This is a genomic window from Plantibacter sp. ME-Dv--P-095, from assembly GCF_030209365.1.
Lineage (GTDB): Bacteria > Actinomycetota > Actinomycetes > Actinomycetales > Microbacteriaceae > Plantibacter.
This window is the reverse complement of sequence record NZ_JARVSB010000011.1, coordinates 43,477-66,731: the sequence shown is the minus strand read 5'-3', so window position 1 is coordinate 66,731 and position 23,255 is coordinate 43,477. Positions and strand designations below refer to the sequence as shown.

General features: G+C 70.9%; 25 protein-coding genes. 13 read left to right on the top strand and 12 right to left on the bottom strand.

Annotated features, from left to right (window positions below; translation table 11 throughout):
• Window positions 1–62: 62 nt before the first annotated feature.
• Genes QRN26_RS16195 through hemQ form a run of 4 tightly spaced genes read right to left on the bottom strand, consistent with a single transcriptional unit; the run spans window position 63 to window position 3,800 of the window.
• Complete coding sequence (locus tag QRN26_RS16195; RefSeq protein ID WP_235526797.1) at window positions 63–887, bottom strand: uroporphyrinogen-III synthase; 825 nt, start codon at window positions 885–887, stop codon at window positions 63–65.
• Window positions 884–1,831 carry a hydroxymethylbilane synthase gene (gene hemC / locus QRN26_RS16190; RefSeq protein ID WP_285037547.1) on the bottom strand — a complete coding sequence of 316 codons (948 nt, stop codon included), beginning with the start codon at window positions 1,829–1,831 and terminating at the stop codon, window positions 884–886. The genes QRN26_RS16195 and hemC overlap by 4 nt, the downstream gene beginning before the upstream one ends.
• Window positions 1,828–3,078, bottom strand: a complete 1,251-nt coding sequence (locus QRN26_RS16185; protein WP_056782248.1) for a ferrochelatase — start codon at window positions 3,076–3,078, stop codon at window positions 1,828–1,830. Before QRN26_RS16185 ends, hemC begins: the two co-directional genes overlap by 4 nt.
• Window positions 3,078–3,800 (bottom strand): hydrogen peroxide-dependent heme synthase, encoded by a 723-nt coding sequence (gene hemQ, locus QRN26_RS16180; protein WP_056010659.1) that lies wholly within the window; start codon window positions 3,798–3,800, stop codon window positions 3,078–3,080. Before hemQ ends, QRN26_RS16185 begins: the two co-directional genes overlap by 1 nt.
• 91 nt (window positions 3,801–3,891) lie before the next feature.
• On the opposite strand from hemQ, the gene QRN26_RS16175 reads away from it, so the two are divergent.
• Window positions 3,892–4,356 (top strand): GNAT family N-acetyltransferase, encoded by a 465-nt coding sequence (locus QRN26_RS16175; RefSeq protein ID WP_285037546.1) that lies wholly within the window; start codon window positions 3,892–3,894, stop codon window positions 4,354–4,356.
• A gap of 26 nt (window positions 4,357–4,382) precedes the next feature.
• Here QRN26_RS16175 and QRN26_RS16170 read toward each other — a convergent pair whose 3' ends face one another.
• The 5 genes from QRN26_RS16170 to hemE form a co-directional block, all read right to left on the bottom strand.
• Window positions 4,383–4,634, bottom strand: coding sequence for a DUF3618 domain-containing protein (locus tag QRN26_RS16170; RefSeq protein WP_285037545.1), 252 nt, complete (start codon window positions 4,632–4,634; stop codon window positions 4,383–4,385).
• A complete protein-coding gene (locus QRN26_RS16165) occupies window positions 4,624–5,046 on the bottom strand; it encodes a phage holin family protein (RefSeq protein ID WP_162235765.1) in 423 nt (140 codons plus the stop codon). Before QRN26_RS16165 ends, QRN26_RS16170 begins: the two co-directional genes overlap by 11 nt.
• 17 nt (window positions 5,047–5,063) lie before the next feature.
• Window positions 5,064–5,471, bottom strand: a complete 408-nt coding sequence (locus tag QRN26_RS16160) for a hypothetical protein (RefSeq protein ID WP_056010646.1) — start codon at window positions 5,469–5,471, stop codon at window positions 5,064–5,066.
• 141 nt (window positions 5,472–5,612) lie between these two features.
• Window positions 5,613–7,157: a protoporphyrinogen/coproporphyrinogen oxidase gene (locus QRN26_RS16155; RefSeq protein ID WP_285037544.1), complete on the bottom strand. Its 1,545-nt coding sequence runs from the start codon at window positions 7,155–7,157 to the stop codon at window positions 5,613–5,615.
• Window positions 7,154–8,245, bottom strand: a complete 1,092-nt coding sequence (gene hemE, locus QRN26_RS16150) for a uroporphyrinogen decarboxylase (protein WP_285037543.1) — start codon at window positions 8,243–8,245, stop codon at window positions 7,154–7,156. The genes QRN26_RS16155 and hemE overlap by 4 nt, the downstream gene beginning before the upstream one ends.
• 114 nt (window positions 8,246–8,359) lie before the next feature.
• Between hemE and QRN26_RS16145 the strand changes: the two genes are divergently transcribed.
• On the top strand, window positions 8,360–9,823 hold the full coding sequence (locus QRN26_RS16145) for a glutamyl-tRNA reductase (RefSeq protein WP_502927657.1): 1,464 nt from the start codon (window positions 8,360–8,362) through the stop codon (window positions 9,821–9,823).
• 112 nt (window positions 9,824–9,935) lie between these two features.
• On the opposite strand, the gene QRN26_RS16140 is transcribed toward QRN26_RS16145, so the two are convergent.
• The gene (locus tag QRN26_RS16140) at window positions 9,936–10,505 is read right to left on the bottom strand and encodes a DUF4190 domain-containing protein (RefSeq protein ID WP_285037542.1); all 570 of its coding nucleotides are present in this window, start codon (window positions 10,503–10,505) and stop codon (window positions 9,936–9,938) included.
• 189 nt (window positions 10,506–10,694) lie between these two features.
• Between QRN26_RS16140 and QRN26_RS16135 the strand changes: the two genes are divergently transcribed.
• The gene (locus QRN26_RS16135) at window positions 10,695–11,495 is read left to right on the top strand and encodes a lipase family alpha/beta hydrolase (protein ID WP_285037541.1); all 801 of its coding nucleotides are present in this window, start codon (window positions 10,695–10,697) and stop codon (window positions 11,493–11,495) included.
• The gene (locus tag QRN26_RS16130) at window positions 11,492–11,923 is read left to right on the top strand and encodes an NUDIX hydrolase (protein ID WP_285037540.1); all 432 of its coding nucleotides are present in this window, start codon (window positions 11,492–11,494) and stop codon (window positions 11,921–11,923) included. Before QRN26_RS16135 ends, QRN26_RS16130 begins: the two co-directional genes overlap by 4 nt.
• Before the next feature lie 66 nt (window positions 11,924–11,989).
• Here the strand turns inward: QRN26_RS16130 and QRN26_RS16125 are convergent, their stop codons facing one another.
• Window positions 11,990–12,895 carry a serine hydrolase gene (locus QRN26_RS16125; protein ID WP_285037539.1) on the bottom strand — a complete coding sequence of 302 codons (906 nt, stop codon included), beginning with the start codon at window positions 12,893–12,895 and terminating at the stop codon, window positions 11,990–11,992.
• 270 nt (window positions 12,896–13,165) lie between these two features.
• On the bottom strand, window positions 13,166–13,936 hold the full coding sequence (locus QRN26_RS16120; RefSeq protein WP_285037538.1) for an SDR family NAD(P)-dependent oxidoreductase: 771 nt from the start codon (window positions 13,934–13,936) through the stop codon (window positions 13,166–13,168).
• Window positions 13,937–14,032: 96 nt separating this feature from the next.
• Here QRN26_RS16120 and QRN26_RS16115 point away from each other — a divergent pair, with 96 nt between their 5' ends.
• The 9 genes from QRN26_RS16115 to QRN26_RS16075 all read left to right on the top strand — a co-directional run bounded on the left by QRN26_RS16115 (window position 14,033) and on the right by QRN26_RS16075 (window position 23,244).
• Window positions 14,033–14,761, top strand: a complete 729-nt coding sequence (locus QRN26_RS16115) for an SDR family oxidoreductase (protein WP_285037537.1) — start codon at window positions 14,033–14,035, stop codon at window positions 14,759–14,761.
• Complete coding sequence (locus tag QRN26_RS16110) at window positions 14,758–15,441, top strand: FadR/GntR family transcriptional regulator (RefSeq protein ID WP_285037536.1); 684 nt, start codon at window positions 14,758–14,760, stop codon at window positions 15,439–15,441. The genes QRN26_RS16115 and QRN26_RS16110 overlap by 4 nt, the downstream gene beginning before the upstream one ends.
• 253 nt (window positions 15,442–15,694) lie before the next feature.
• Window positions 15,695–16,981: a sugar ABC transporter substrate-binding protein gene (locus tag QRN26_RS16105; RefSeq protein ID WP_056010615.1), complete on the top strand. Its 1,287-nt coding sequence runs from the start codon at window positions 15,695–15,697 to the stop codon at window positions 16,979–16,981.
• 6 nt (window positions 16,982–16,987) lie between these two features.
• Window positions 16,988–17,959 carry a carbohydrate ABC transporter permease gene (locus tag QRN26_RS16100; RefSeq protein WP_369796463.1) on the top strand — a complete coding sequence of 324 codons (972 nt, stop codon included), beginning with the start codon at window positions 16,988–16,990 and terminating at the stop codon, window positions 17,957–17,959.
• 83 nt (window positions 17,960–18,042) lie between these two features.
• Window positions 18,043–18,885, top strand: coding sequence for a carbohydrate ABC transporter permease (locus tag QRN26_RS16095; RefSeq protein ID WP_285037683.1), 843 nt, complete (start codon window positions 18,043–18,045; stop codon window positions 18,883–18,885).
• Window positions 18,882–20,483: a glycoside hydrolase family 3 N-terminal domain-containing protein gene (locus tag QRN26_RS16090; protein WP_285037535.1), complete on the top strand. Its 1,602-nt coding sequence runs from the start codon at window positions 18,882–18,884 to the stop codon at window positions 20,481–20,483. Before QRN26_RS16095 ends, QRN26_RS16090 begins: the two co-directional genes overlap by 4 nt.
• Window positions 20,480–21,421, top strand: a complete 942-nt coding sequence (locus QRN26_RS16085; RefSeq protein ID WP_056782268.1) for an N-acetylglucosamine kinase — start codon at window positions 20,480–20,482, stop codon at window positions 21,419–21,421. Before QRN26_RS16090 ends, QRN26_RS16085 begins: the two co-directional genes overlap by 4 nt.
• On the top strand, window positions 21,405–22,385 hold the full coding sequence (gene murQ, locus QRN26_RS16080; protein ID WP_285037534.1) for an N-acetylmuramic acid 6-phosphate etherase: 981 nt from the start codon (window positions 21,405–21,407) through the stop codon (window positions 22,383–22,385). Before QRN26_RS16085 ends, murQ begins: the two co-directional genes overlap by 17 nt.
• Window positions 22,375–23,244 (top strand): MurR/RpiR family transcriptional regulator, encoded by an 870-nt coding sequence (locus tag QRN26_RS16075; protein ID WP_056010603.1) that lies wholly within the window; start codon window positions 22,375–22,377, stop codon window positions 23,242–23,244. Before murQ ends, QRN26_RS16075 begins: the two co-directional genes overlap by 11 nt.
• Window positions 23,245–23,255: the final 11 nt, after the last annotated feature.

Sequence of the window (23,255 nt, the reverse complement as noted above, 5' to 3'; positions counted from 1 at the left end):
TCCCGGTTCGCGCAGGGCGTGATGCCGGTCGGGGCGTGACGTCGGTCAGAGTGTGACGTCGGTCAGGCCCTGCCGCCGTCGGCGCCGTCCTCGCGGTTCCGACGGAGCGCGGCCGCCACGATCGCCTCGATGAGCGAGTCGACCGTCTGCTGCTCGGCGACGACGTCGACCCGGAGGCCGTAGCCACGGGCGTCGCGGGCCGTGCGTGGCCCGATCGCGGCGATGACGGTGCTGTCGGGGATCTCGGGGAACTGCGACCGGACCTGCTCCGCGACACTGCCCGAGGTCACGAGGATGGCACGCACGCGCCCGCTCGCGACGTCGGCCACGATCTTCTCCGCGACCGGGACGCCCACCGTGCGGTAGGCGACGACCGACTGCACGTCGTGTCCGGCCGCGATGAGGCCCTCGGTGAGCAGTGGCTTCGCGATGGCCGAACGCAGCGTGAGGATGCGCTTCGGGTGCGGTTCGAGGACGGTGAGGTCCTGCACCATGCCCTTGGCCGAGTTGTCCTTCGCCGGGACGAGGTCGACGCTGTATCCGACCGCGGTGAGCGCCGCAGCGGTGGTCTCGCCGACCGCGGCGACGCGGGTCGTCTCGGGGATGCGGATCCGCTGCGAGGACAGGACGTCGACCGTGGTCGCGCTCGTCACCGTCAGCCAGTCGAACTCCCCGGCCTCGAGCGCGGCGAGCGCGGTCGCGAGGGTCTCGGGGTCATCGGTGCTGGCGAAGTTGATCATCGGGGCGACGACCGGGGTGCCGCCCTTGCCGCGGACCGTGCCGGCGACCGAGTCGCCCCACGGCCCGCCGCGCGGCACGAGCACGCGCCACCCGCCGAGGGGTTTGGTGGGGGTGGGCACGGTGTCCGGCTTCGTCCAGTCCTTCACGCGGTGCCTCCCAGCGGAGCCAGGTCGGCTGCGCCGGCCTCGATGAGTTCGTCGGCGAGCGAGACGCCGAGCGCGTCCGCCGCCTGCAGCAGCTCCCGCCCGTGGCCCTCACCCGAGAACCCCTCGGAGTGGCTCTCCCGATGGATCATCCGTGCGCCGTCGAGCGAGTACACGGCGGCCTGCAGCACGAGGACCTCGTCGTCGAGCCAGGCGGCAGCGCCGACCGGAGCGGAGCAACCCGCTTCGAGGCGTCGCAGCACGGCGCGCTCGGCGGTGGCCTGCCAGCGGCTCGGGGCGTGGTCGAGCAGGGCGATCGATCCCGCGATGGAGGACTCCTCGTCGGCGAGGCACTCGACCGCGAGCGCACCCTGCCCGGGTGCCGTCGGCCAGGTGTCGAGGTCGAAGAGACCGGTGACGGCGTCGAGTCGGCCCAGACGGGTGAGGCCGGCGGCGGCCAGGACGACCGCGTCGAGGTCGTCGTCGATGCGTCGGAGACGGGTGTCGATGTTGCCGCGGATGTCGACGACGTCGAGATCGGGACGGATGCGCTTCAGCTGGGCGATGCGGCGTGGGGAGCCGGTCCCGATGCGGGCGCCCTGCGGCAGATCGTCGAGCGAGCGGTCGCCGGAGGCGCACAGGGCGTCGCGCGGGTCCTCACGCATCGGCATCGCGGCGATCGTGAACTCCTCCGCCTGCGCCGTCGGGAGGTCCTTCAGCGAGTGCACGATGAGGTCGCAGGCACCGTCGAGCAGGGCGTCGCGGAGGGCGTTGACGAACACGCCGGTGCCCCCGATGGTCGCGAGCGACTCACGGCTGGTGTCGCCCTGCGTGGTGATGGTGACGATCTCCACGTCCTCGCCGGTGGCCGCCGTGAGGGCGTCCGCCACATGACCGGTCTGCGCCAGCGCGAGAGCGCTGCCGCGGGTTCCGATGCGAAGGGTCATGGGGCGATCCCGGAGAACGCCGGTTTGAAGCCCAGGCGGGCGTTCTCGCAGCACCCGGGGCGGCAGACGTCGTACCACGGACCGAGGTCGGTCATGTGCGGGCGCTCCTCGACCGGGGTCCCGTCGCGACGCTCCAGGACGAGGTCGATGAGCCCCTTCACGTAGGCGGCGGACGTGCCGGGGGTCGGCACGCGGACGGCCGCGAGGTCGTGCTCACCGGCGGTCTCGATGGCCTCGTTGTCGAGGTCCCACATGACCTCCATGTGGTCGCTCACGAATCCGAGCGGCACGATGACGATGGCCTTGCGACCGGCGGCGGGGAGCTCGGCGATGGCGTCGTTGATGTCGGGCTCGAGCCACGGCATGCTCGGCGGGCCGGAGCGGGACTGGTAGACGAGCTGCCACGGCACGGAGATGCCGCTGCCGACGGCGCCACCGAGGACGCCGTTCTCACGCAGCTGGTCGATCGCATTGGCCATGACGACCTCGGCCACCGCGAGGTGCTGGGCCTCGTAGGCACCGTGATCGCCGAAGTTCCGGAAGTCGGGGCCGGAACGGGCCGCGTCGCCGGTCGGGATCGAGTGGGTCGCGAAGAGCACCTCGATCTGGGTCTCGGCGACGAGCTCGGGCTGCTCACGCAGGTAGTCGGCGATCGCGTCGCGGACACCGTCGATGAACGGCGTCACGAAGCCCGGGTGGTCGAAGAACTGACGCACCTTGTCGATCTGGATCTCGCCCTGCAGGTTCGTCTCGTCGACCGCCATCGCGAAGTCCTCGCGGTACTGGCGGCAGCTGGAGTAGGACGAGTAGGCGCTCGTGGCGACGGCGATGAGCTTGGTGAAGCCACGCTCGTGGGCCTCCGTCAGCGCGTCCCTCAGATACGGGTCCCAGTTGCGGTTGCCCCAGAGCACGGGCAGGTCGATCCCGCGCGAGGCGAGTTCGAGCTCCATCGCGGCCTTGAGCGCCCGGTTCTGGTCGTTGATCGGGCTCACCCCGCCGAAGTGGCGGTAGTGGTGCGCGACCTCTTCGAGACGTTCCTCGGGGATGCCGCGACCACGCGTGACGTTGCGCAGGAACGGGATGACGTCGTCCTGCCCTTCCGGCCCGCCGAATCCGGCGAGGAGGATGGCGTCGTACTTCGTCGGCTCGGAGACGTGCTCGGGACCGGCTGCCGCGGCGTCGGTCGCTCCGCGGACGATGCGCTCCGGAGCGTCCGCCCCTGAGCTGCCCAGGTTCATCGCGGCCATCAGCGAACCACCTCCAGTGCCTCGGCGGGCGTGATGCGGCGTCCCGTGAAGAAGGGCACCTCTTCACGCACGTGGCGACGCGCCTCGGTGTTGCGGAGGTCGCGCATGAGGTCGACGAGCTCGACCACGTCGTCGGCCTCGAGCGGCAGGAGCCACTCGTAGTCGCCGAGGGCGAAGGAGGCCACCGTGTTGGCGAGCACGCCGGTGAAGGCGGCGCCCTGGCGGCCGTGCTCGGCGAGCATCTTGCGACGCTCCTCCTCGGGCAGCAGGTACCACTCGTAGCTGCGGACGAAGGGGTACAGGCAGAGCCACCCCTTCGGCTCGATGCCGCGGAGGAAGCCGGGGACGTGCTGACGGTTGAACTCCGCGTCGCGGTGGACGCCCATGGCGTTCCACGTCGGGGCGAGCGAGGCGAGGATGGCCGTGCGGCGCAGCTCGCGGAGACCCGCCTGCAGGCCTTCGGCGGTGTCGCCGTGGAGCCACAGCATGAGGTCGGCGTCGGCGCGGAGACCGGAGACGTCGTAGATGCCGCGCAGCGTCACCCCCTGGGCTTCGATGAGCGCGATGGATGCTTCGAGTTCGGAGACATGCTCTTCGCCGAGCGGCAGCGCACTCGCCGGCTCGCGGCGCAGGACAGCCCAAAGGGTGAATCCTGAGGGGCCAGTCGGGGTGGCTGAGTCGGTCGGGTGGTGCGATGCCTCGGCAGAGGCCGGGTGAGTCATAGTCCTATCCTCACCCAGTTCGGTCGAATGGGCAAAAGTGGCAGGTCACGATTGACACTGAGGTTGCCCTCACAGTCGATACAGTCAGCTGATGACCAGCTTGCACGCCCCCGTCGAGTACCACGTCGCCCACCTGGCGGAGATGGATCCGGTGACGCTCTACCAGGTGCTGAAGATCCGTGTCGACGTGTTCGTCGTGGAGCAGACGGCCCTCTTCGCCGACCTCGACGGGCGGGACCTCGAGGACGGCACCCTCATCGCGTGGGCTCAGGAGGGCACAGAGGTGCTCGCCACGATCCGCATCCTCACGGAGGCGGAGCACTCGGAGATCGGGCGCGTCGCCACCGCGTACACCGCACGCGGTCGGGGACTGGCCGCGGAACTCATCCGCCGCGCGGTCGCCGAACACGGACACCGTGAGCTCCGCATGGGGGCGCAGAAGCGACTCGCCGACTGGTACGGACGGTTCGGGTTCGTGATCAGCGGCCCGGACTACGTCGAGGACGACATCGTGCACGTGCCGATGACGCGGGCGGCGACCCCGCCCGCGTCCTGAGGCGCAGCGACCCGCGGCGGAACGCGCTAGCGGGCGATGGCGCGGACGATGCCCCAGACGGCGAGGCCGGCCGCACCGGCGAGACCGGCGACACCGGCGTAGAACACCGCGGGGCGTTCGACCTTGACGGTCGCGACCCGCACGATGGCACGACGCTTGGCGCGGTGCATCTGCTTCGGGACGTTGAGCTTGTCCTCGATGGCGTTCAGCGTGGCGACGAGCTCGGCGCGAGCCTGCTCGGGCGAGGGCGCGGCCCCCGGGAACTGGTCAACGGTCATACTCGCCGAGTCCCTTCACTGCCTTGATGTCTTCCTTCACGTTGTCCATCGGGCTCGGGTCCTCGTTGATCTTCTTGAAGTACCGCAACGCGATGAGCACGAGGACGGCCGCGACCAGCACGAACAGGACGAACACGCAGAGCGCGGCGAGCCACGACGGCATGACGAGTGCGAGCGCGAGGATCAGGACCGCGACGAGCACCCCGATCGCGAAGAAGAGGAACACGGCCGCGCCGGCGACGAACGCCGCGCCGATGCCCGCGTACTTGCCCTTGTGGGCGAGCTGCGTCTTGACGTTCGCGATCTCGGCCTTGACCAGGTTCGAGACGACGCCAGGCAGCTGACCGACGAGGGTCAGCAGGGACTCGTCGCGTTTGTCGTACCGGGGTTCCGACCGGTTCCGGTCACTCATGAAGCCCATCGTCGGCGCTACTCGCCGCTCTTGGGCTTCGGAGCCGCGGGCTTCCGTGCTGCGGGCTTCGAGGCCGTCGACGTGGAGGTACCGGAGGCCGTGCGGGCGTCGGAGACCGTGTCGGCGACGTCCTGGACGGTGTCCTCGGTCTTCGAGATCGCGCGGTCGAGCTTCTGGCCGGGCGTCGAGCCCTGCTGGCTGACGACCTTGGCGACGGCGCTGACGCCGCTCCACAGGGCTGCGGGGACCTCGCTGATGCGGGCCTTGGCGAAGTCCTCGACCTTGCCGCGCTGTGCGCGCACCGGCTTCGCGTTCCACAGCTTGACCCACTGGGTCTTGATCTGCTCGTAGCGTTCGCGTCCGGCGCGGGTTCCGAGCACGTAGCCCGTGAGCCCACCGACGACGAACATGACCTTGCCCTTCATGGCGCCTCCGTCTGTTCGAGTGGTGCTGGGTTGCTGCATCCAACGGGACCAGCGTAGTCGGGTGTCAGTCCGGCGCCACCATCGGGTCGGGGGTTGACAGGAAAAGATGCCGGGTCCGGCATATGGCCGACGCCCGGCCGTCTACCGCTGCAGTGCCTGGTGACGGAGCCGCGCGGCCGCCTCGTGGGCGTCCGGGACGACCGAGGCGAGTCCGGTGCCGGACAACCAGGCGCCGGTGACCGCCAGGTCAGGGACCTCCGCGACCGCCTCGCGGATCGCGTTCGACCGCTCGCGCTGCCCACGCGCCGCGGTCGGCTGCGTCCCCGTCCAGGAGATGCGGTGGAAGCCACGGACGGTCTCCGGGGAGAGCGGGACGCCGAGCATGGCCGACGCGTCGGCGAGCGCGACCGAGAGCAACTCGTCGTCGGACAACGCACTGGTCGCGTCGGCCTCCCCCTGACGACCGAACGACAGGCGGATCACGTGTCGGTGCTCCCCCTGTTCCTTCGCGCGTCCGGCGAGCCAGGCCCACTTGGCGGTCGAGTGCGTGAGCGCCTTCGCGTGGAGGGTCGAACCGGGCGCGACGAGCAGCCCGGAGCCACGGGGCGCCGCGTCCAGGGCCGGCTCGTCGAGCACGATCGTCACGAGTTCGATCGGGGCGGGGAGCAGCGGGTCGCCCGCGTCGTCGCCGGCCGCCGGCAGCTCGCGCAGGGACGGACCGACGTCTGCGAGCAGGGCGCGAGCGGACGGTTCAGGTGCCGCGATGAGGATGAGGTCGGCTTCGAGGACCCGCCCGTCCGTCAACGCGACGTACCAGGGCGCGGGCCTGGCTCCGGGGTCTGCCGCACGCTCGCTCATGCGAGGGAGTCCGGCGTCGCCGAGCCCGACACCTGGACCGTCGACGTCGATGTCGAACGGGTGTCGCGAGATCGCCGTGACGGCGACGCCCGTGATGAGTGTGGACGCCCACCGTTCGAGTTCGCCGACGAGCCCGTCGATGAGCACCGTCATGCCGCCGTCGAGCCCGCCGACCGCAGCACCCGCAGGAGCGTTCTCCCGGAGCGCCGCGACAGCGAGGGACAGCGCACCCGTGCGCGTGAGGGCCTGGTTCAGCCCGGGAGCCGCGCGGTCGACGTCGAGGTCGTCGGGAGCCGCGGAGTAGACGCCCGAGGTGACGGGGGCGACGAGGAGGTCGTGGACGGCGGTCCCCATCCGTTTCCGGACCAGCGCGCCGAGGTTGTGCTCGGCTCCGATCGTGAGCGGCGGACGGATGCGGTCGAGGTACGCGCGCAGCGCGCCCTTCCAGCCGATGACCCGCCGGACGTCGTCCGCCAGGGGGTTCGTCGGGATCCCGAGGAGACCGGCCTTGGGGAGCGGCACGCTCCGCTGGGCCTGACCCGGCTTGGCGACGTGCAACCATGCGCCGGCCCGGTTGGGTCGGACGACGCGGTCGGTCAGGCCGAGCTGCTCGATGAGTTCGGCGACCGAGCCGCCACGGGTGGCGAAGCTCTCCGCCCCGACGTCGACCCGGAGACCGGCGACATCGGCGGCCGCGAGTGCTCCACCGAACGACTCCTGCGCCTCGACGACCGTCACCGCGATCCCGACCCTGGCGCAGTCGACCGCGCCGACGAGCCCCGCCGCGCCACCACCGATGACGACGAGACGCTTCGGTTCGAGGCTCATGCCGGCTGCCAATCGTGGGCGAGCGCGACGATGCGGGTCAGGACGTCCGGGTCCGTCTCGGGTGGGACACCGTGGCCGAGGTTGAGGACGTGGGACGGCGCCGCCGTACCGCGCTGCAGGATCTCGAGGACATGGGCCTCGAGCACCGGCCAGGGTGCGGCGAGGAGCGCCGGGTCGATGTTGCCCTGCACGGGCACGGTCCCGCCGAGACGGCGGATGCCCTCGTCGAGCGCGAGCCGGTAGTCGATCCCGACGACGTCGGCGCCGACCCGGTGCATGGCCCCGAGCAGCTCACCCGTGCCGACACCGAAGTGCACCTTCGGTACCGGCAGGTCGGCGACGTGGGCGAGGGCCGCGCGCGAGGCCGGGGCGACATGCCGCTCGTAATCGTCGAGCGACAGGGCACCGGCCCAGGAGTCGAACAGCTGCGCGGCCGACGCACCGGCGAGCACCTGCGCCCGGAGGAAGCGGCCCGTGACGTCGGCGCACCACGCCATGAGCCGAGCCCAGGACTCGGGGTCGGCGTGCATGAGGGTGCGGGCGGCGAGGTGGTCCTTCGACGGGCCGCCCTCGACCAGGTAGGCGGCGAGGGTGAACGGTGCGCCCGCGAACCCGATGAGCGGCGTGGTGCCGTCGCCGATGCCGGCGAGCCCCGCCACCGTGCGCGCGACGCCGGCTCGGATGGGTTCCAGGGTGTCGTCGAGGACCGCGGGGTCGAGGGCGACGAGCGCGTCGACCTCGGCGGCCGTCCGCACGGAGGAGCCCATGACCGGTCCGCGGCCCGGCACGATCTCCACGGCGACCCCGGCCTGCTTCAGGGGCACGACGATGTCGCTGAAGAAGATGGCCGCGTCGGTGCCGTGGCGACGGATCGGCTGCAGGGTGATCTCACTCGCCATCTCCGGGTCGAGGCACGCGTCGAGCATGGCCGTACCGATCCGCAGCTCGCGGTACTCGGGCAACGACCGACCGGCCTGCCGCATGAACCAGACGGGCGTCCGCTCGGGACGGGTGCCGCGGTACGCGGTGATGAGGGGCGACGCCGCGGTGGTGCCGGTGACCAGGGGATGTTCGGGTGGGAGACTCACCCCTCCATCCTCCCATCTCCCTCCTGCACGAGTGCGGCGAGCCGGCCGCCCGGTGAGGGTCACCTGGGTGGCTTCCCGGAGAGGCCGACGTGCCCGCTCGGGTACACTCGACGGGTGCTCATGTGTGTGACGGCGAGCCATAAGAACGCCACCTTCGACCTCCTCGAACGACTCTCAGTCGGCGCGGAGGGCGTTGCCGCGCGCCTGGTCGCCCATCACGAATGCGTCTCCGGGGCCGTCGTCGTGGCCACCTGCAACCGCTTCGAGGCGTACATCGACCTCGACGAGCCCGTCACCGCAGCCGCCTCCGTCGCCTTCGAGGCCGCCGCAGAGGCCGTCAGCGAGACCACCGGCATCCCCGCCGAGCAGCTGCGCGAGGTGTTCGACCTCAGCGTCGGCACCGCGGCCGCCGAGCACCTCTTCGCCGTGTCGGCCGGGCTCGAGTCCGTCGTCGTCGGTGAGGGCGAGATCGCCGGGCAGGTCAGGCGTTCGCTCGAGTCCGCTCGGGCCGGCGGCACCACCAGCTCCGAACTCGAGCGCCTGTTCCAGCGCGCCTCGCAGACCTCCCGCGGCATCAAGAACCGCACGCCGCTCGGGCGCGCGGGCCGCTCCATCGTGCGACTCGCCCTCGACCTCGCCGAGAGCCGGATCGACGACTGGGCCACGCAGCGCGTCCTGCTCGTGGGCACCGGAGCCTACGCCGGAGCGAGCCTTGCGGCCCTCCGCGACCGCGGCGTCACCGACGTGCTCGTGCACTCGCCCTCCGGCCGGGCCGAGAAGTTCGCCCGGTCCCACGAGATCGGTTGGATCGGCCAGGACGAGCTCGCTCGAACCACCGGCGAGGTCGACATCATCGTCACCTGCACCACCGCCGACGGCCACGTCGTCGACGCCGCGCTGCTCCGCGCCGGTCGCGCAGCGGTCGCAGCCGACCACCGTGCCCGCGCCGGCGCCGCGCAGGACGCACCGGTCCTCTCCCTGGTGTCGGGTGCCGCCACGCCGGCCGCCGAGGTGGAGCCCACCGGGGTCTCGGAGCTCGTCCACGACGTCATCACCGAAGCCGCAGCGGAGTGCCCCGTGCCGCACGCCTCGGCCCAGCTCGTCATCGACCTCGGCCTGCCGCGCAACGTCGACCCCGACGTCGCCACGGTCGCCGGTGTCGTCCTCCTCGACCTCGAGACCATCCGGATCCACGCGCCGCTGGAAGAGCTGCAGGCCACCGAGGTCGCCCGCTCCATCGTCAGCCGTGCGGCCCAGAAGTTCGCCGCGGTGGGCGAGGAACGCAGCCTCGAACCCGCGGTCGTCGCCCTGCGGAGCCACGTGCACGCCCTCGTCGAAGCCGAGGTCGCCCGCGCGACGGCCCGCGGCGACGACGACGGATCGACCGCCCGCGCCCTGCGTCACCTCGCCGGAGTCCTCCTCCACGAACCGACGGTCCGAGCACGCAACCTCGCCCGCAACGGCGATCAGGCCTCGTACACCATGGCACTGCAGACGCTCTTCGGTATCGAGGTCGCGCAGGCTCCTGCGGTGGTCGTGCCGGTCACCGACGCCGACTCGGCCGCCTCAGCCTCCTAGCTCGTCGACGCACGACGCCTGGGCTCGCCGAGGCGCGGACCGCGACAACGACGAACGGGCACCGGCGCGATGCCGATGCCCGTCGTGATCCGCCTGCCGAGCAGGCCGTGGATCAGTAGCTGTCGTAGTCGTAGGTGGCCGCCGTGCCCATGATGCCGGCGAAGATGAGGATGTAGAAGATGATGACGATGACGCCGGCGAGGACCGACACACCGCTCACGATCGTGCCGGCGAGCGCGAGGCCACGGCCCTGCTCACCGGTGCGCTTGATCTGACCCAGGGCGATGATGCCGAGGACGAGGCCGACGACGCCGAACCCGACGAACGGCGCGATGAGCGAGATGATCGCCATGACGTTCGTCTTCTGGCCGGCGGGCTGCGCGTAGCCGTACGGCGCCTGTGGCTGACCATACGGGGCTGCGGGCTGGCCATAGGGGTTCTGCTGCTGACCGTACGGAGCCTGCGGCTGGCCGTAGGGGTTCTGCTGCTGCTGCCCGTACTTCGGCTGCTCGCCGTACTGCTGCGTCTGCTGCTCGCCGTAGGGCGAGGGCTGACCGTACTGCGGCGCCTGCTCCCCGTACTGCGGAGCCGGCGGGACCTGCGACTCGCCGTAGGGCGGCTGCTGGGGAGCCTGGCCCTGACCGTACGGGTCGTTCGGCTGGCCGGAGTTCGGATCAGTCATGTGGGTGCACCTCGCGCATAGGGGTTCGACGAACGGACTCATGCTTGCAGCGCGCCGTCGCCTTGTCAACACAGCGTACCCCGCGTTCCCGCAGGATCACTGGGCTCGCGCCGCCCCGGCCGAGCGCAGCGACCACGGCGCACGACGGCGGCAGCGCCGGCCGGTGGCAAGATGGACGAGGGGGTGCGGATGGACGAGGAATCGGTGGCGGATGCGGACGATGTCGCGCTCGCAGACGCCCCACCCGTGGCGGAACGTCCAGGAGCACTGAGGATCGCCGGGATCGTCGCCGTCGACTGGATCCACTCGGTGGTGTGGCACACCAGGGCCTTCTTCAGCGGCCGGATCCCGCGGGAGTACGGTCGTGGCGACACCAGCCGCCCGGTCGTCGTCCTGATCCCGGGCGTCTACGAGACGTGGGCGTTCCTCAAGCCGGTCGCCGACCATCTCAACGCCGCCGGGTACCGCATCCGCATCGCGCGCGGTCTCGGCTACAACCGCAAGCCCATCCGGGACACCGCGGCCCGCTTCGCCCGGGCGCTCGGCAGGCTGCCGAAGCCGAACGCGGGCTGCGTCATCGTCGCGCACAGCAAAGGGGGCCTCGTCGGGAAGGAACTCCTGCTGACCGATCGCGAACGTCTCGGGCTGCTCGGCGTCGTCGCGATCTGCTCGCCCTTCTCCGGGTCGGTGCTCGCCAAGTACGTCGTCGATCCGAGCCTCCGCGCGTTCCTGCCGACCGACGAGACCATCGTGGCCCTCGGTGCACCCCACGACGTGAACGCCGACATCGTCTCGATCTACAGCACCTTCGACCCGCACGTCCCGTCGAGCAGCGTGCTGCCCGGGGCGACGAACGTGCTCCTGCCCGTCCCCGGCCACTTCGTCATCCTGAGCACGAAGGAGCTCCGGGAGGCGGTGGAGCTGGCGGTCGACGGGTTCGCCGAACGGCGACGCCCACGCGCCGACTCGGACGGCGAGGTGACCCGATGAGCGACCTGACCGGCGGCGGGCGAGGACCGCTCGCCGACATCCTCGTGTCCGCCGTCGCGATCGTCCGGGACCGACGGGTGCTCATGGTCACGGCCCGGGGGCGCGACGTCCTCTACATGCCGGGCGGGAAGATCGACGCGGGCGAGACGCCGGCCGAGGCCGCCGTGCGCGAAGCCCGCGAGGAGATCGCGATCGACCTCGACCCGGCAGGCGTGACGCCGCTGTTCACCGTCCTCACGCAAGCCCACGGTGAGCCGGACGGCCGACTCGTCCGGATGCACGTCTTCGCGGCGGAGACGGATGCGGTCCCACAGCCCTCGGCCGAGGTGAGCGCGGTGCACTGGGTGGGGACGGAGTCGCTCGACCGCTGCCCGCCCGCCGGACGTGAGGTGCTCGAGCGCCTGGCAACCTTGGGGCGCATCGACTGAGGCCCTTCGACAGGCTCAGGGACCGGGTGGGTTCAGGGACCGGGTGGGCTCAGGGACCCGGCGGGCTCAGTGCACGTATTCGAGGAGGTCCTGGCCGAGGGTGCGGACGGCGTCGACGACGCCGAGTCGCGTTCCGAGCTCGGTGTCGTCGTAGCTCGTGCACACCGCGTAGCTCACGGCGCCGTTCGGGCCGCGCAGGATGCCCGCCTCGGCGCGCACTCCCACGCCGGAACCGGTCTTGTTGAAGAGCTGGATGCCGTGGTCGGGTTCGCGGTGGGCCAGCGGGTCGAGGCCGAACCCTGAGGCGACGAGGGAGAGGTCGGTGTTGAGTGACAACCACGCGAGCACGCGCCGGCTCGTGGTCGCGTCGACGATCTCGCCCGTCGCGAGGGCCTGGAACAGCCAGGCGAGCTCGCGGGCGGACCCGACGGAGAGCTGGGGTGCGTGGTCGGGACCCCGGTGGTCGCGCACGATGTCGAGCAGCGCCGTCCGCTTGAGTCCGATCTCCTCGGCGCGGTGCCGGACGGCCTCGAGGCCGATGTGACGCAGGAGGACGTTCGTGGCGAGGTTGTCGCTCGTGGCACCCACGAGCGCCGCCAGGTCTGCGACGGGCAGGGACGGCGCCTGCAGGTGCTGCCAGATTCCGGAGTCGGCGACCGCGTCGAGCGGTTCGCGGTCAAGGATGGTGAGCCCGCTGAAGTCGGCGTCACCGAGTCGTGCTGCGACCTCGATGAGGAGCAGGACCTTGCCGATCGAGGCGGTGGGGACGACCACGTGGTCGTCGGCCGACATGAGCATCTCGCCGGTCGTGATGTCGTTGATCCGGAGGCTGACCTGCGCACCCGAGGCGGCGAGCTCGCCGAGGGCGCTGAACCCTCTGGTGAACGGTTCGATCGGTGCTGCGGCCCGGTGGCGCCCTCGACGCGCATCGCGCGATCGGCGACGCTCGGACACTTGCACTCGTGAAGCCACGGCTGACCGAACTCCTCTGCTCCAGATGGTGATCCCGACGATGATGCAGGGTGTGGACCTGCCCCGGTCAGCCCACTCGACTGCCGTCCGACGACCCGCTCAGCGGGCCTCCGGATGTGCCGTCCACGGTATCGTAAGCGTCCTTCGGGCTGGCTGCGAATCCTCGCGCAGGAACCGTTCCCCGGGCGCGTCGACCCGACGACTGTCGCTTTCGGCGCGGCGGAATCGGCCGTGCCGATCGACCGGCGATGACCACCGGATCCGTGTGGATCAGCCGCGGGCGCGAGCCGGGAACTGGGTCGCGAACTTCCCGCCGCTGACGTCGATCAACGCTCCGGTGACGTAGCCGGCCTGGTCGCTCGCGAGGAAGCGGACGACGTTCGCCACGTCCTCCGGCTCCTCCCACCGGCGCAGCGACAGGGTGTCGAGCAAGGCGTCCTGCCGATCGGCGGGCAAGTCGGCGAAGCCGTTCATCGCGGTCGGCACCATGCCTGGCGCATAGGCGTTCACCGTGATCCCCCACGGGCCCAGTTCGCTGGCGAGGACCTTCGTCAGCTGCACCACCGCCGACTTCGACGCCGCGTACGCCGCGCTGCCGACACTCGGGATGATCGCCGCGAAGCTGGCCGCGTTGATGATCCGGCCCGACCCCTGTTCCTTCAGATAGGGGATGACGGCCTTCGACATCCGGAAGACCCCACCGACGTTCACGTCGAAGCACGCCGTCCAGGCGTCGTCACTCGTCTCCTCGAGCAACGCCTCGACGTTGACGCCGGCGTTGTTGACGAGGACGTCGATCCCACCGAGGCGAGCAGCGGCCTCCGTGACCGCCTCCGTCACCGAGGTCTCGGACCGCACGTTGCACGGGATGGCGGCGAGCGCGTCGCCCCATGCGCCGATGAGATCGTCGAGCGGGGTGACGTCGAGGTCGAGGACCGCGACATGCGCCCCCTCGGCGAGGAACGTCTCCGCGAGCGCCCGACCGATCCCGCGTGCTCCCCCGGTCACGATGACCCGGCGGTCCGTCAGATCCAGCAACATCGTCGTCTCCGTTCCTCTGCGGCATGGACCACGGCAGCGCCGTCCACGTCAGGCGATTAAAACATACGAATGGTCGACCGTGCCTACACTGGAGCCATGACGGATCGAGTGCTGTGGGTGACCGGTGGCGGAAGCGGGATGGGACGGGCCGTCGCGCTGGCCGCGGCCCGCTCCGGGCGCCGGGTGGCGGTGACCGGCCGCCGGGCGGAGGCGCTCGACGAGACGGTGGCGGAGATCGCCGCAGCGGGCGGAACGGCCCTCGCAGCAGCAGCCGACGCGACCGACCCCGCGGCACTCGCACGCGCCCACGAGCGCATCGTCGCCGAGTTCGGAACGGTCGACGACCTCGTCACGGCCGCGGGATCGAACGCACCGCGTCGGCGTTGGGACGACCAGTCGATGGCCGAGTTCGCGACGATCGTCGACACGAACCTCACCTCCGTGGCGCGCGCGATCGACCTCGCACTGCCCGGCATCCGTGCGGCACAGGGCCGCGTCGTCGTCATCTCCTCCTTCGCCGGTTGGCGCTTCTCCACGAAGGGCGGCGTCGCCTACAGCGCGAGCAAGACCGCACTGTCGTCCCTCTGCGCCACGCTGAACGAGGAGGAGGGGATCAACGGTGTCGGCGCGACGCACCTCTGCCCCGGCGACGTCGACACCCCCTTCCTCTCGATGCGACCACAGGTGCCGGACGCCGCAGCGCGGGAGACGATGTTGACCCCGGAGGACATCGCGCGCGCGGTCACCTTCGTCCTCGACGGCCCGGCCCACGTCCGGATCGACGAGTTGGTCATCTCCCCCACCCGCCCGGCCGTCGCCCGGTGACCGCCACCGACCGACCGGGTACCTCGGCGTTCGAACGCACGCTCGACCGCATCGGCTCCGACATCGTCGAGGGACGACTGGCGTCCGGCGCCGTGTGCACGGTCGAAGGACTGACCGCTCGGACCGGGCACTCGCGGTCCGTCGTCCGCGAGGCGACCCGCGTCCTCGGCGGGCTCGGCCTCCTCGAGGGGAAGGCCCACGTCGGACACACGGTCCTGCCGTCGGAGCGGTGGGACTGGCTGCAGCCACGCGTGCTCCGCTGGTCGCTCGCGAGCGGACGACGCGACGCGACGCTGCTGGCGATCCGTGAGCTCCGGACCGCCACCGAACCCGAGTGCGCCCGGCTGGCGGCGGAGCGACGCAGTGGTGCGGCCGGGCTCGAGCTGCGGGCGATCGGCGACGCGCTCCTCGATGCCGCGGCAGCCCAGGACGTCGCAGCCTTCCTCGACGCCGACCTCCGGTTGCACCGACTCCTGCGGCAGGCTGCCGCGAACCCGCTCCTCGACCGCGTCGGAGACGCCATCGACGCAGCCCTCCGGGATCGGGTCGACCGCCTTCCGGCCGGTGCGATCGATCTCGACGACGCGGCGTTGCACCGGGACCTGGCGAGCGCCGTCGAGCGACGCGATGGCGACGCGGCCGCGGCGGCGATGCGCGCGATCATCGTCCGCACCGCCTGAGCGCCTCGCTGGGAGGCCGCTCGCGCGGCCCCGCACACCCCTGTCCGCTCACGGTTCTCGCAGCTTCGTGAAACACGTCCGTCACGCAGGTAACGACCGTGTTGCAGTGCTGGAAAATATTTGCAAGCTCCCTGTACTTATTGAATACTGTTTCCACACCCACTGAAAACAGCAGGGATCGACCCCACGGTCATCACGGATCCCGGGCCAACGACGGCTCGGACTCCCGATCCCAGAATCGAGGAGCAGCACCATGCGCAAGCGCACCCTTCCGCTGGCCGTCCTCGCCACCGCGGCACTCGGCCTCACCGCCTGTGCCGGTGGCGGATCCGGCTCAGGCGACGTCTCGGCCGACGGCCAGACGCTCACCGTCTGGATCATGCAGGGCACCAACCCCGACTCCGAGGCCTTCTTCAAGGAGGTCGGCTCGGCCTTCAAGAAGGAGACCGGCGCCACCCTGAAGGTCGAATACGTGCAGTGGGCCGATGCCCACGACCGCTTCGTCACCTCCATCGCCGGCAACACCACGCCGGACGTCGCCGAGACCGGCACCACCTGGACGGCCGAGTTCGCCGACGCCGGCGCGCTCGCCCCGATCGGCGACTACGTCGACAAGGCCGGCCTGAAGGACGACCTCGTCAAGGGTCTCGCCGACTCCGGCACCTACGACGGCGAGCTCTACGGCATGCCCTGGTACGCCGGCGTCCGTTCGATCGTCTACCGCACCGACGTCTTCGAGGAGCTCGGCCTCAAGGCGCCGACCACCTGGCAGGAGATCATCGACGCCGGAACCGCGATCAAGGCCGCGAAGCCCGACATGATCCCGTTCCCCGTCCCCGGTGACGCCGAGTTCACGGCCTACCCGTGGGTCTGGGGCGCCGGCGGCGAGGTCTCCGAGCTCGACGGCGACACCTGGAAGTCCCAGCTCGCGAGCGACGACTCGCGCAAGGGCATCCAGTTCTGGACCGACCTGGCCACGAAGTACGACCTCTCCTCCTCGGGTGCGACCACCTGGAAGGAGACCGACGTCCTCGACAACTTCGTGCAGGACAAGGTCGCCATGGCGATCATGGGCTCCTGGACCCCGGCCACCATCGTGCAGAAGAACCCGGAGCTCGAGGGCAAGTTCGCCGCCATCCCGATCCCGGGTGAGGACGGCGGCATGTCGCCCTCCGTGCTCGGCGGCTCGCACCTCAGCATGTTCAACACCTCGAAGAACAAGGACCTCGCGTTCCAGTTCATCGAGATGATGACGACCGGCAAGTACGCCTCCGAGTGGGCCGAGCAGACCGGGTACTTCCCCGGCCAGACCTCGCTGCTCAGCGACGCGACCGAGAGCGACGACCCGCTGGTGAAGCCCTTCGCCGAGCAGTTCGTCGACGGCGGCGCTTCCCTCCCCGTGACCCCGAAGTTCGGTGCGGTGCAGGCGAAGAAGACCACCAACGCGATGATCCAGGCCATCCTCTCCGGGAGCAAGTCGGTCGACCAGGCGACGACCGACGCCGCCACCGAGATGGACGACATCATGAACGGCAAGTAGCCGATCGTGTCGACCCTCACCCCGCCCACGGTCACCCGCGAAGCCCCCGCTTCGCGGGTGGCCGGGGGCCCCTCCCCCAAGCGGCTGCGGCTCCTCATGCGCACCCGCCCCTGGCTGCTGCTCACGCCGGCGCTCCTCATCCTCGCCGTCCTCCTGCTCTGGCCGCTCATCCGGGTCGTGCTGTTCTCCCTGCAGGACTACGGCCTCCGCGAGATCGTCTCCGGCGACACCAACTTCAACGGCGGGGCGAACTACGCCGAGGTCTTCGCAGACCCGACCCTCTGGACCGTCGTCCTCCCGAACACCGTCTTCTTCGCGGCGGCCGCCGTCATCGGCACGGTCGTCCTCGGCACCCTCGTCGCCCTCCTCATGGCGAACCTCGGCTCCTTCTGGCGCACCATCGTCGGCAGCGCCATCATGGTCGCCTGGGCGATGCCCGCCGTCACCGGCACCTACGTGTGGGTCTGGATCTTCGACGCCGACCGCGGCATCGTCAACCAGACGCTCATGGGCGCCGGGCTCATGGACGAGCCCTTCAACTGGTTCACCAACCAGTTCACGTTCTACGGCATCGCGCTGCTGAACGTCATCCACCACGGGTTCCCGTTCGTGGCCATCACCGTGCTGGCCGGCCTGCTCGGCGTCTCCAAGGAGATGCTGGAAGCCGCTGAGATGGACGGGGCCGGCGCGTTCCGCCGCTTCTTCCAGATCACCTTCCCGTCGCTGCGCCAGGTGTTCTCCGTCGTCATCATCCTGTCGACGATCTGGGACTTCAAGGTGTTCGCGCAGATCTACCTCATGCCGGGTGGTTCCGGCTCGAACCGTGAGGTGCTGAACCTCGGCGTGTGGTCCTACGTGGAGTCCTTCGGGCAGAACCGGTACGGCTTCGGCTCGGCCATCGCGGTGCTGCTGACCCTCGTGCTGCTCGGCATCACGATCGTCTACATCCGCGCCCTCATGAAGGAGGACGAACTGTGACAACCCACGCCCCCGCCCCCACCACCGCCCGTCGACAGGCTCAGGGACCGGGAACCGACGGATCCGCCAAGCCGCAGGTCCCCATGCACCGGAAGGCGAGCGGTCGGAAGATCCGCTCCAACACGGTCAAGGCGGTCCTCGTCGCCCTGCTCCTCGTGTTCACGCTGTTCCCGGCGTACTGGATGCTGTCGAGCGCGTTCGACGCGCAGGCGTCGAGCGGCGGCCAGTCCTTCTTCCCGAAGGAGCTGTCGCTGACGAACTTCGAGTCGGTCCTGACCGACGGCGGATTCGCCGTCTTCCTGCGCAACTCCGCGATCGTCGCCGGTGCGACGGTGCTGATCTCCGCCGCCGTCGCGCTCCTCGCCTCGGTCGCGGTCGCCCGCTTCCGGTTCAAGTTCCGCACCGCGGTGCTGCTCATGATCCTCGTCGTGCAGATGGTGCCGCTCGAGGCGCTCGTGATCCCGCTGTTCGTGCAGATCCGCGACCTGCAGCTGCTCAACACGCTGCTCGGGCTCATCATCGTCTACGTGGCCCTCGCCCTGCCGTTCGGCATCTGGATGCTCCGCGGCTTCGTCGCGGCGGTCCCGGTGGAGCTCGAAGAGGCGGCGTTCCTCGACGGCGCCAGCTGGTGGCGCATGTTCCGCTCGATCATGCTCCCGCTCGTGGCCCCCGGCCTCGTCGCGACGAGCGTGTTCAGCTTCATCACCGCGTGGAACGAGTTCATCTTCGCGATGACCCTGCTCGGCGGCTCGACGGAGAACTACACGGTCGCCATCGGCCTCAAGCAGTTCTTCGGGCTGAACTCCAACGACTGGGGCTCGGTCATGGCGGCGTCGACGATCATCACGATCCCGGTCATGATCTTCTTCATCCTCGTGCAGCGACGCCTCTCCGGCGGCCTCGTCTCCGGAGCGGTGAAAGGATGACCGACCCCGACGTCGCCCGGCTGGTCCGTGGCGTCCTCTGGCCGGGGTTCCTCGGCCGGACCGCCCCGGACTGGCTGCTGCGCGAACTCGACGGCGGCCTCGCCGGTGTCGTCTACTTCGGCCAGAACCTCTCGGCCGATCCGGCGCAGGTCGAGGCCCTCTCTGCGACGCTCCGCGCGCACCGGCCGGAGATCCTCATCGGCGTCGACGAGGAGGGCGGCAACGTCTCCCGGCTCGAGGCCCTCACCGGATCGACGTTGCCGGGGCACGCCCAGCTCGGTGCGCTCGACGAGGTCGAGACCACCCGGGCCGTCGGCTCCGAGCTCGCGCGCCGACTCCGCTCGGCCGGGGCGAACGTCGACCTCGGCCCCGTCGCCGATGTGAACACCAACCCGGCGAACCCCGTCATCGGCGTGCGCTCGTTCGGCACCACCGCGGCGCTCGTCTCTCGCCACGTCGCCGCCATGGTCGAGGGTCTGCAGTCGGGCGGGGTCGCCGCGTGCGTGAAGCACTATCCCGGCCACGGCGACACCGCGAGCGACTCCCACCTCGACCTCCCCCGCATCGAGCTGGAGCTGGAGGAGCTCGAGGCCGAGCACCTGCCACCGTTCGAGGCTGCCATCGGGGCCGGGGTCGCAAGCGTCATGACCGCCCACATCGTCGTCCCCGCCTTCGGTGACGCACCGGCGACCCTCAACCCGATCCCGCTCCGCCGACTTCGCGAGAGCGGCTTCGACGGCGTCATCATCTCCGACGCGCTCGACATGGCCGCGATCCGTTCCACCACCGGTTCCGGACGCGGGGCGGTCCTCGCGCTCGAGGCCGGCGTGGACCTGCTCTGCATCGGCAACCCCTCGAACCTCGGACCGAAGCAGGGCGCCACCACCGACGAGGACGACTACCTCGAGGTGTTCGAGGCGGTCTGCGCCGCGATCACCGACGGTGGTCTCGACCGCGCGATCGTCGAGCGTGCGGCCGCCCGCGTCGCGCGGCTCGCTGCGACGGTCGCCCCTTCGACAGGCTCAGGGACCGGCGACCCGGTCCCTGAGGCATCCCCGGTCCCTGAGCCTGTCGAAGGGCGCTTCGCCGACGCCATCCGCCGCGTCGTGCGGGTCCGCGGCGACGTCGCCGTCGACGCCTCGGCGATCACGCTCGTCGACCTCCGCGACCGGCCGACCTTCGCCGTCGCTTCAGCGCACGACCCGTTCGCCGAGTCCCTCGCCGAACGCTTCGAGGTGACGCGGCTCGATGCCGGCCCGAGTCTCCGCACTCCGGATCCCCATGCGGAGGCGTCCCCCTCGGACGAGCTGTCCCTCCTGCTCGAGACGATCCCCGCCGAACACGGCGTCGCCCTCCTGGCGGACCGCCTCGACGACGGCAGCCCGCAGCGGCTCGCCGTGGAGCGCATCGCGGCCATCCGGACCGACGCGGTCGTCGTGAGCGTCGGTCTGCCGCTCGCCGACGACCTCCGGCTCCCACTCCCCGTCATCGACTGCCTCGCAGCCTCACGCGCCTCGGCCGACCGGGTCACGGAGCTGCTCGCCTCGGGGACGACCGCCGCACCATCGCACCACCAGCACCACCGGAACGGATCATGACCCACCTCGCACCACCCGTCCTCGCCATCGATCTCGGGAAGACGTCCTGCCGCGCCCGCATCACGGGCGGTTCCGCCGAGGAGCCGACCGTCCTCGCCGAAGCCCACGGCCACGGCGCGCCCGGCCTCGCCGACCACGAGGGTGCCGAGCTCTCGGCTCGGGCGGTCATGGACACGGTCTCGCAGCTCCCGGCGGCTCTGTTGGCGGAAGTCCGGCACGTCGGGATCGGCGCCGCAGGGGTCGAAGCCGCCCCGCACCAGGTCGCCGCGTTCACCGCGGAGCTCCGCCTGGCGCTTGGTGCCACGATCGCCGTCGTCAACGACGCCCTCGCAGCCCACGCCGGCGCCTTCGCGGGTGGCCCGGGCACCGTGCTCATCGCCGGGACCGGTGCCGTCGTGTTCGACGTCGACGCTGCGGGTGCCGTCAGGCAGATCGACGGCTGGGGGCCCTGGCTCGGCGACGAGGGCAGCGGTCGGTGGATCGGGCAGGAGGGCCTCGAGGCGTGCATGCGCGCGTTCGACGGTCGCGGCCCGGCGACCGCGCTCCTCGCGGACGCCGAGGCACTCGCCGGCACGATCCCGGCGCTTCCGCTCTGGGTCTCCAGCACCGGAGCACCGGCCCGCCAACTCGGCACCTTCGCCCCGACGGTCATCGCCCGGGCAGAGCAGGGCGACCAGGTCGCCGCGGGCATCGTCGACGGCGCCTGTGCACACCTCGCGGCGAGCGCCGCCGCGGCCGGTAGCGGTGCCGTGTGCGTCGTCGGCGGCATCGCCTCCCAGCCCTACTTCGCCGCCCACCTCGCGACGGCCATGCGCGAGGTCGGCGTCGACCTCGTCGGGCCTCGGGGCGACGCCTTGGACGGTGCCAGGCTCGTGGCCCTCGACACGGCGATCTCCTACGCCGGAAGGGTCGTGCGCGACGATGTCCACGCTGTCTGAGGGTTCCTCCGTCAGGGACTCCCTCCGCGCCGAGCTCGCGACGATGTCCACCGAGCAGGTGGGCGAACGCGTCCCCGACCTCGACGCCCTCACCACGCGTGAGCTCGTGGAGGCAATGAACGAGGAGGACCGGTCCGTCCCGAAGGCCGTCGCCGCGGTGGCCCCCGAGATCGCGGCGGCCGTCGATGCGATCGTCGACCGACTCCGGCGCGGTGGTCGGCTCATCTACCTGGGAGCCGGCACGGCGGGCCGTATGGGCATCCTCGATGCGAGCGAGGCCCCACCGACCTTCGGCACCGATCCCGGGCTCATCGTCGGGCTCATCGCGGGTGGCCCCGGCGCCATCCAGCAGGCGGTGGAGAACGCGGAGGACCGTGACGACCTCGGGCGCGCGGATCTGGCGTCGCTGTCGATCACTGCGGACGACGCCGTCGTGGGGGTCTCCGCGTCGGGCCGCACGCCCTACGTCCTGGGCGCCCTCGAGGACGCGCGCTCGGTCGGCGCGATCACGATCGGCCTGTCGTGCAACGCGGGCTCCCCGCTCGGACGGGACGCCGACATCGGCATCGAGGCGGTCGTCGGTCCGGAGCTCCTCACCGGTTCGACGCGGCTGAAGGCGGGGACGGCGCAGAAGCTCGTGCTCAACATGCTGTCGACGATCTCGATGGTGCGACTCGGGAAGACGTACCGGAACCTCATGGTCGACCTGCGTGCGACGAACGAGAAGCTGCGGGCGCGCGCGGAACGGACGGTCATGCTGGCCACCGACGTCGACGCCGCCACGGCCGCTGCGACACTCGCATCCGTCGACGGCTGGGTGAAGGCCGCTATCCTCGTCCTCGTGACCGGCATCGCCGCAGATGAAGCAGTCGCCCGCCTCCGCAGCGGCGACGGCTCCCTCAGCGCGGCCATCGCGGCCCATACGGCCACCCAGTCGACGGGGGCCGCCTCGGATGTCCACTGACGCGCTGCTCGTGCTCCGCCAGGCGATCCCACGCCTGAGCGCCGCCGAGACGCGCGTCGCCGAGACGATCATCGGCACCCCGTCGCTCGTCGTCGAGTTGACCATCACGGAGCTCGCGAAGGCGTGCGGCACCTCGCAGGCGACCGTGGCCCGGTTCTGCCAGACGATCGGGTACACGGGGTACCGGGAGTTCCGGGTGGCCGTCGCGACGTCGACGAGCCGCGAGCAGGCGGAGCGGGACCGGTTCGAGGTCGACGACGCCGACATCGACCCGGACGACTCGGTGGAGACGGTCGTCGCGAAGGTCGCGTACCAGGAGGTGCAGGCGATCGAGCTGACCGCCCGTTCGCTCGACCGCGACGCCCTGGACGCGGTCGTAGACGCGCTGCTCCTCGCGCCGCGGATCGACATCATCGGCTTCGGCTCCTCGAACCTCACCGCGCAGGACCTCCACCAGAAGCTCTACCGGATCGGCATGCCGGCCAACACCTTCGTCGACGCCCACCTGGCGTTGCCGTCGGCCGCCCTCCTCGGGCCGGGCGGGGTCGCCATCGGCATCTCGCACTCGGGTCTCACGGTCGAGACCGAGCAGGCGATGCAACTCGCCCGTGCCGCGGGGGCGACGACGGTGTGCATCACGAACTTCCCCGACTCCCCCATCGCGAGCCGCTGCGACCTCGTCCTCGTGACGCAGGCGAGGGAGAGCCGCTACCGTTCCGGGGCGATGTCCTCGCGCATCGCGCAACTCGCGCTCGTCGACCTGTTGTTCATCCGTGTCGCCCAGCGTCGCTACGACGTCGCAGCGGAGTCGCTCCGCGTCACCTACGAATCCATCCAGGACCACCGCATCGACACCTGAGCGTGGCTGTC

Coding starts and splice junctions, on each gene's coding strand:
- hemC (WP_285037547.1), bottom strand. CDS start 1,831: ATGACCCTTCGCATCGGAACCCGCGGCAGCGCTCTCGCGCTGGCGCAG.
- QRN26_RS16185 (WP_056782248.1), bottom strand. CDS start 3,078: ATGGCCGCGATGAACCTGGGCAGCTCAGGGGCGGACGCTCCGGAGCGC.
- hemQ (WP_056010659.1), bottom strand. CDS start 3,800: ATGACTCACCCGGCCTCTGCCGAGGCATCGCACCACCCGACCGACTCA.
- QRN26_RS16175 (WP_285037546.1), top strand. CDS start 3,892: ATGACCAGCTTGCACGCCCCCGTCGAGTACCACGTCGCCCACCTGGCG.
- QRN26_RS16170 (WP_285037545.1), bottom strand. CDS start 4,634: ATGACCGTTGACCAGTTCCCGGGGGCCGCGCCCTCGCCCGAGCAGGCT.
- QRN26_RS16165 (WP_162235765.1), bottom strand. CDS start 5,046: ATGAGTGACCGGAACCGGTCGGAACCCCGGTACGACAAACGCGACGAG.
- QRN26_RS16160 (WP_056010646.1), bottom strand. CDS start 5,471: ATGAAGGGCAAGGTCATGTTCGTCGTCGGTGGGCTCACGGGCTACGTG.
- QRN26_RS16155 (WP_285037544.1), bottom strand. CDS start 7,157: ATGAGCCTCGAACCGAAGCGTCTCGTCGTCATCGGTGGTGGCGCGGCG.
- QRN26_RS16140 (WP_285037542.1), bottom strand. CDS start 10,505: ATGACTGATCCGAACTCCGGCCAGCCGAACGACCCGTACGGTCAGGGC.
- QRN26_RS16135 (WP_285037541.1), top strand. CDS start 10,695: ATGGACGAGGAATCGGTGGCGGATGCGGACGATGTCGCGCTCGCAGAC.
- QRN26_RS16130 (WP_285037540.1), top strand. CDS start 11,492: ATGAGCGACCTGACCGGCGGCGGGCGAGGACCGCTCGCCGACATCCTC.
- QRN26_RS16120 (WP_285037538.1), bottom strand. CDS start 13,936: ATGTTGCTGGATCTGACGGACCGCCGGGTCATCGTGACCGGGGGAGCA.
- QRN26_RS16115 (WP_285037537.1), top strand. CDS start 14,033: ATGACGGATCGAGTGCTGTGGGTGACCGGTGGCGGAAGCGGGATGGGA.
- QRN26_RS16105 (WP_056010615.1), top strand. CDS start 15,695: ATGCGCAAGCGCACCCTTCCGCTGGCCGTCCTCGCCACCGCGGCACTC.
- QRN26_RS16095 (WP_285037683.1), top strand. CDS start 18,043: ATGCACCGGAAGGCGAGCGGTCGGAAGATCCGCTCCAACACGGTCAAG.
- QRN26_RS16090 (WP_285037535.1), top strand. CDS start 18,882: ATGACCGACCCCGACGTCGCCCGGCTGGTCCGTGGCGTCCTCTGGCCG.
- QRN26_RS16085 (WP_056782268.1), top strand. CDS start 20,480: ATGACCCACCTCGCACCACCCGTCCTCGCCATCGATCTCGGGAAGACG.
- murQ (WP_285037534.1), top strand. CDS start 21,405: ATGTCCACGCTGTCTGAGGGTTCCTCCGTCAGGGACTCCCTCCGCGCC.
- QRN26_RS16075 (WP_056010603.1), top strand. CDS start 22,375: ATGTCCACTGACGCGCTGCTCGTGCTCCGCCAGGCGATCCCACGCCTG.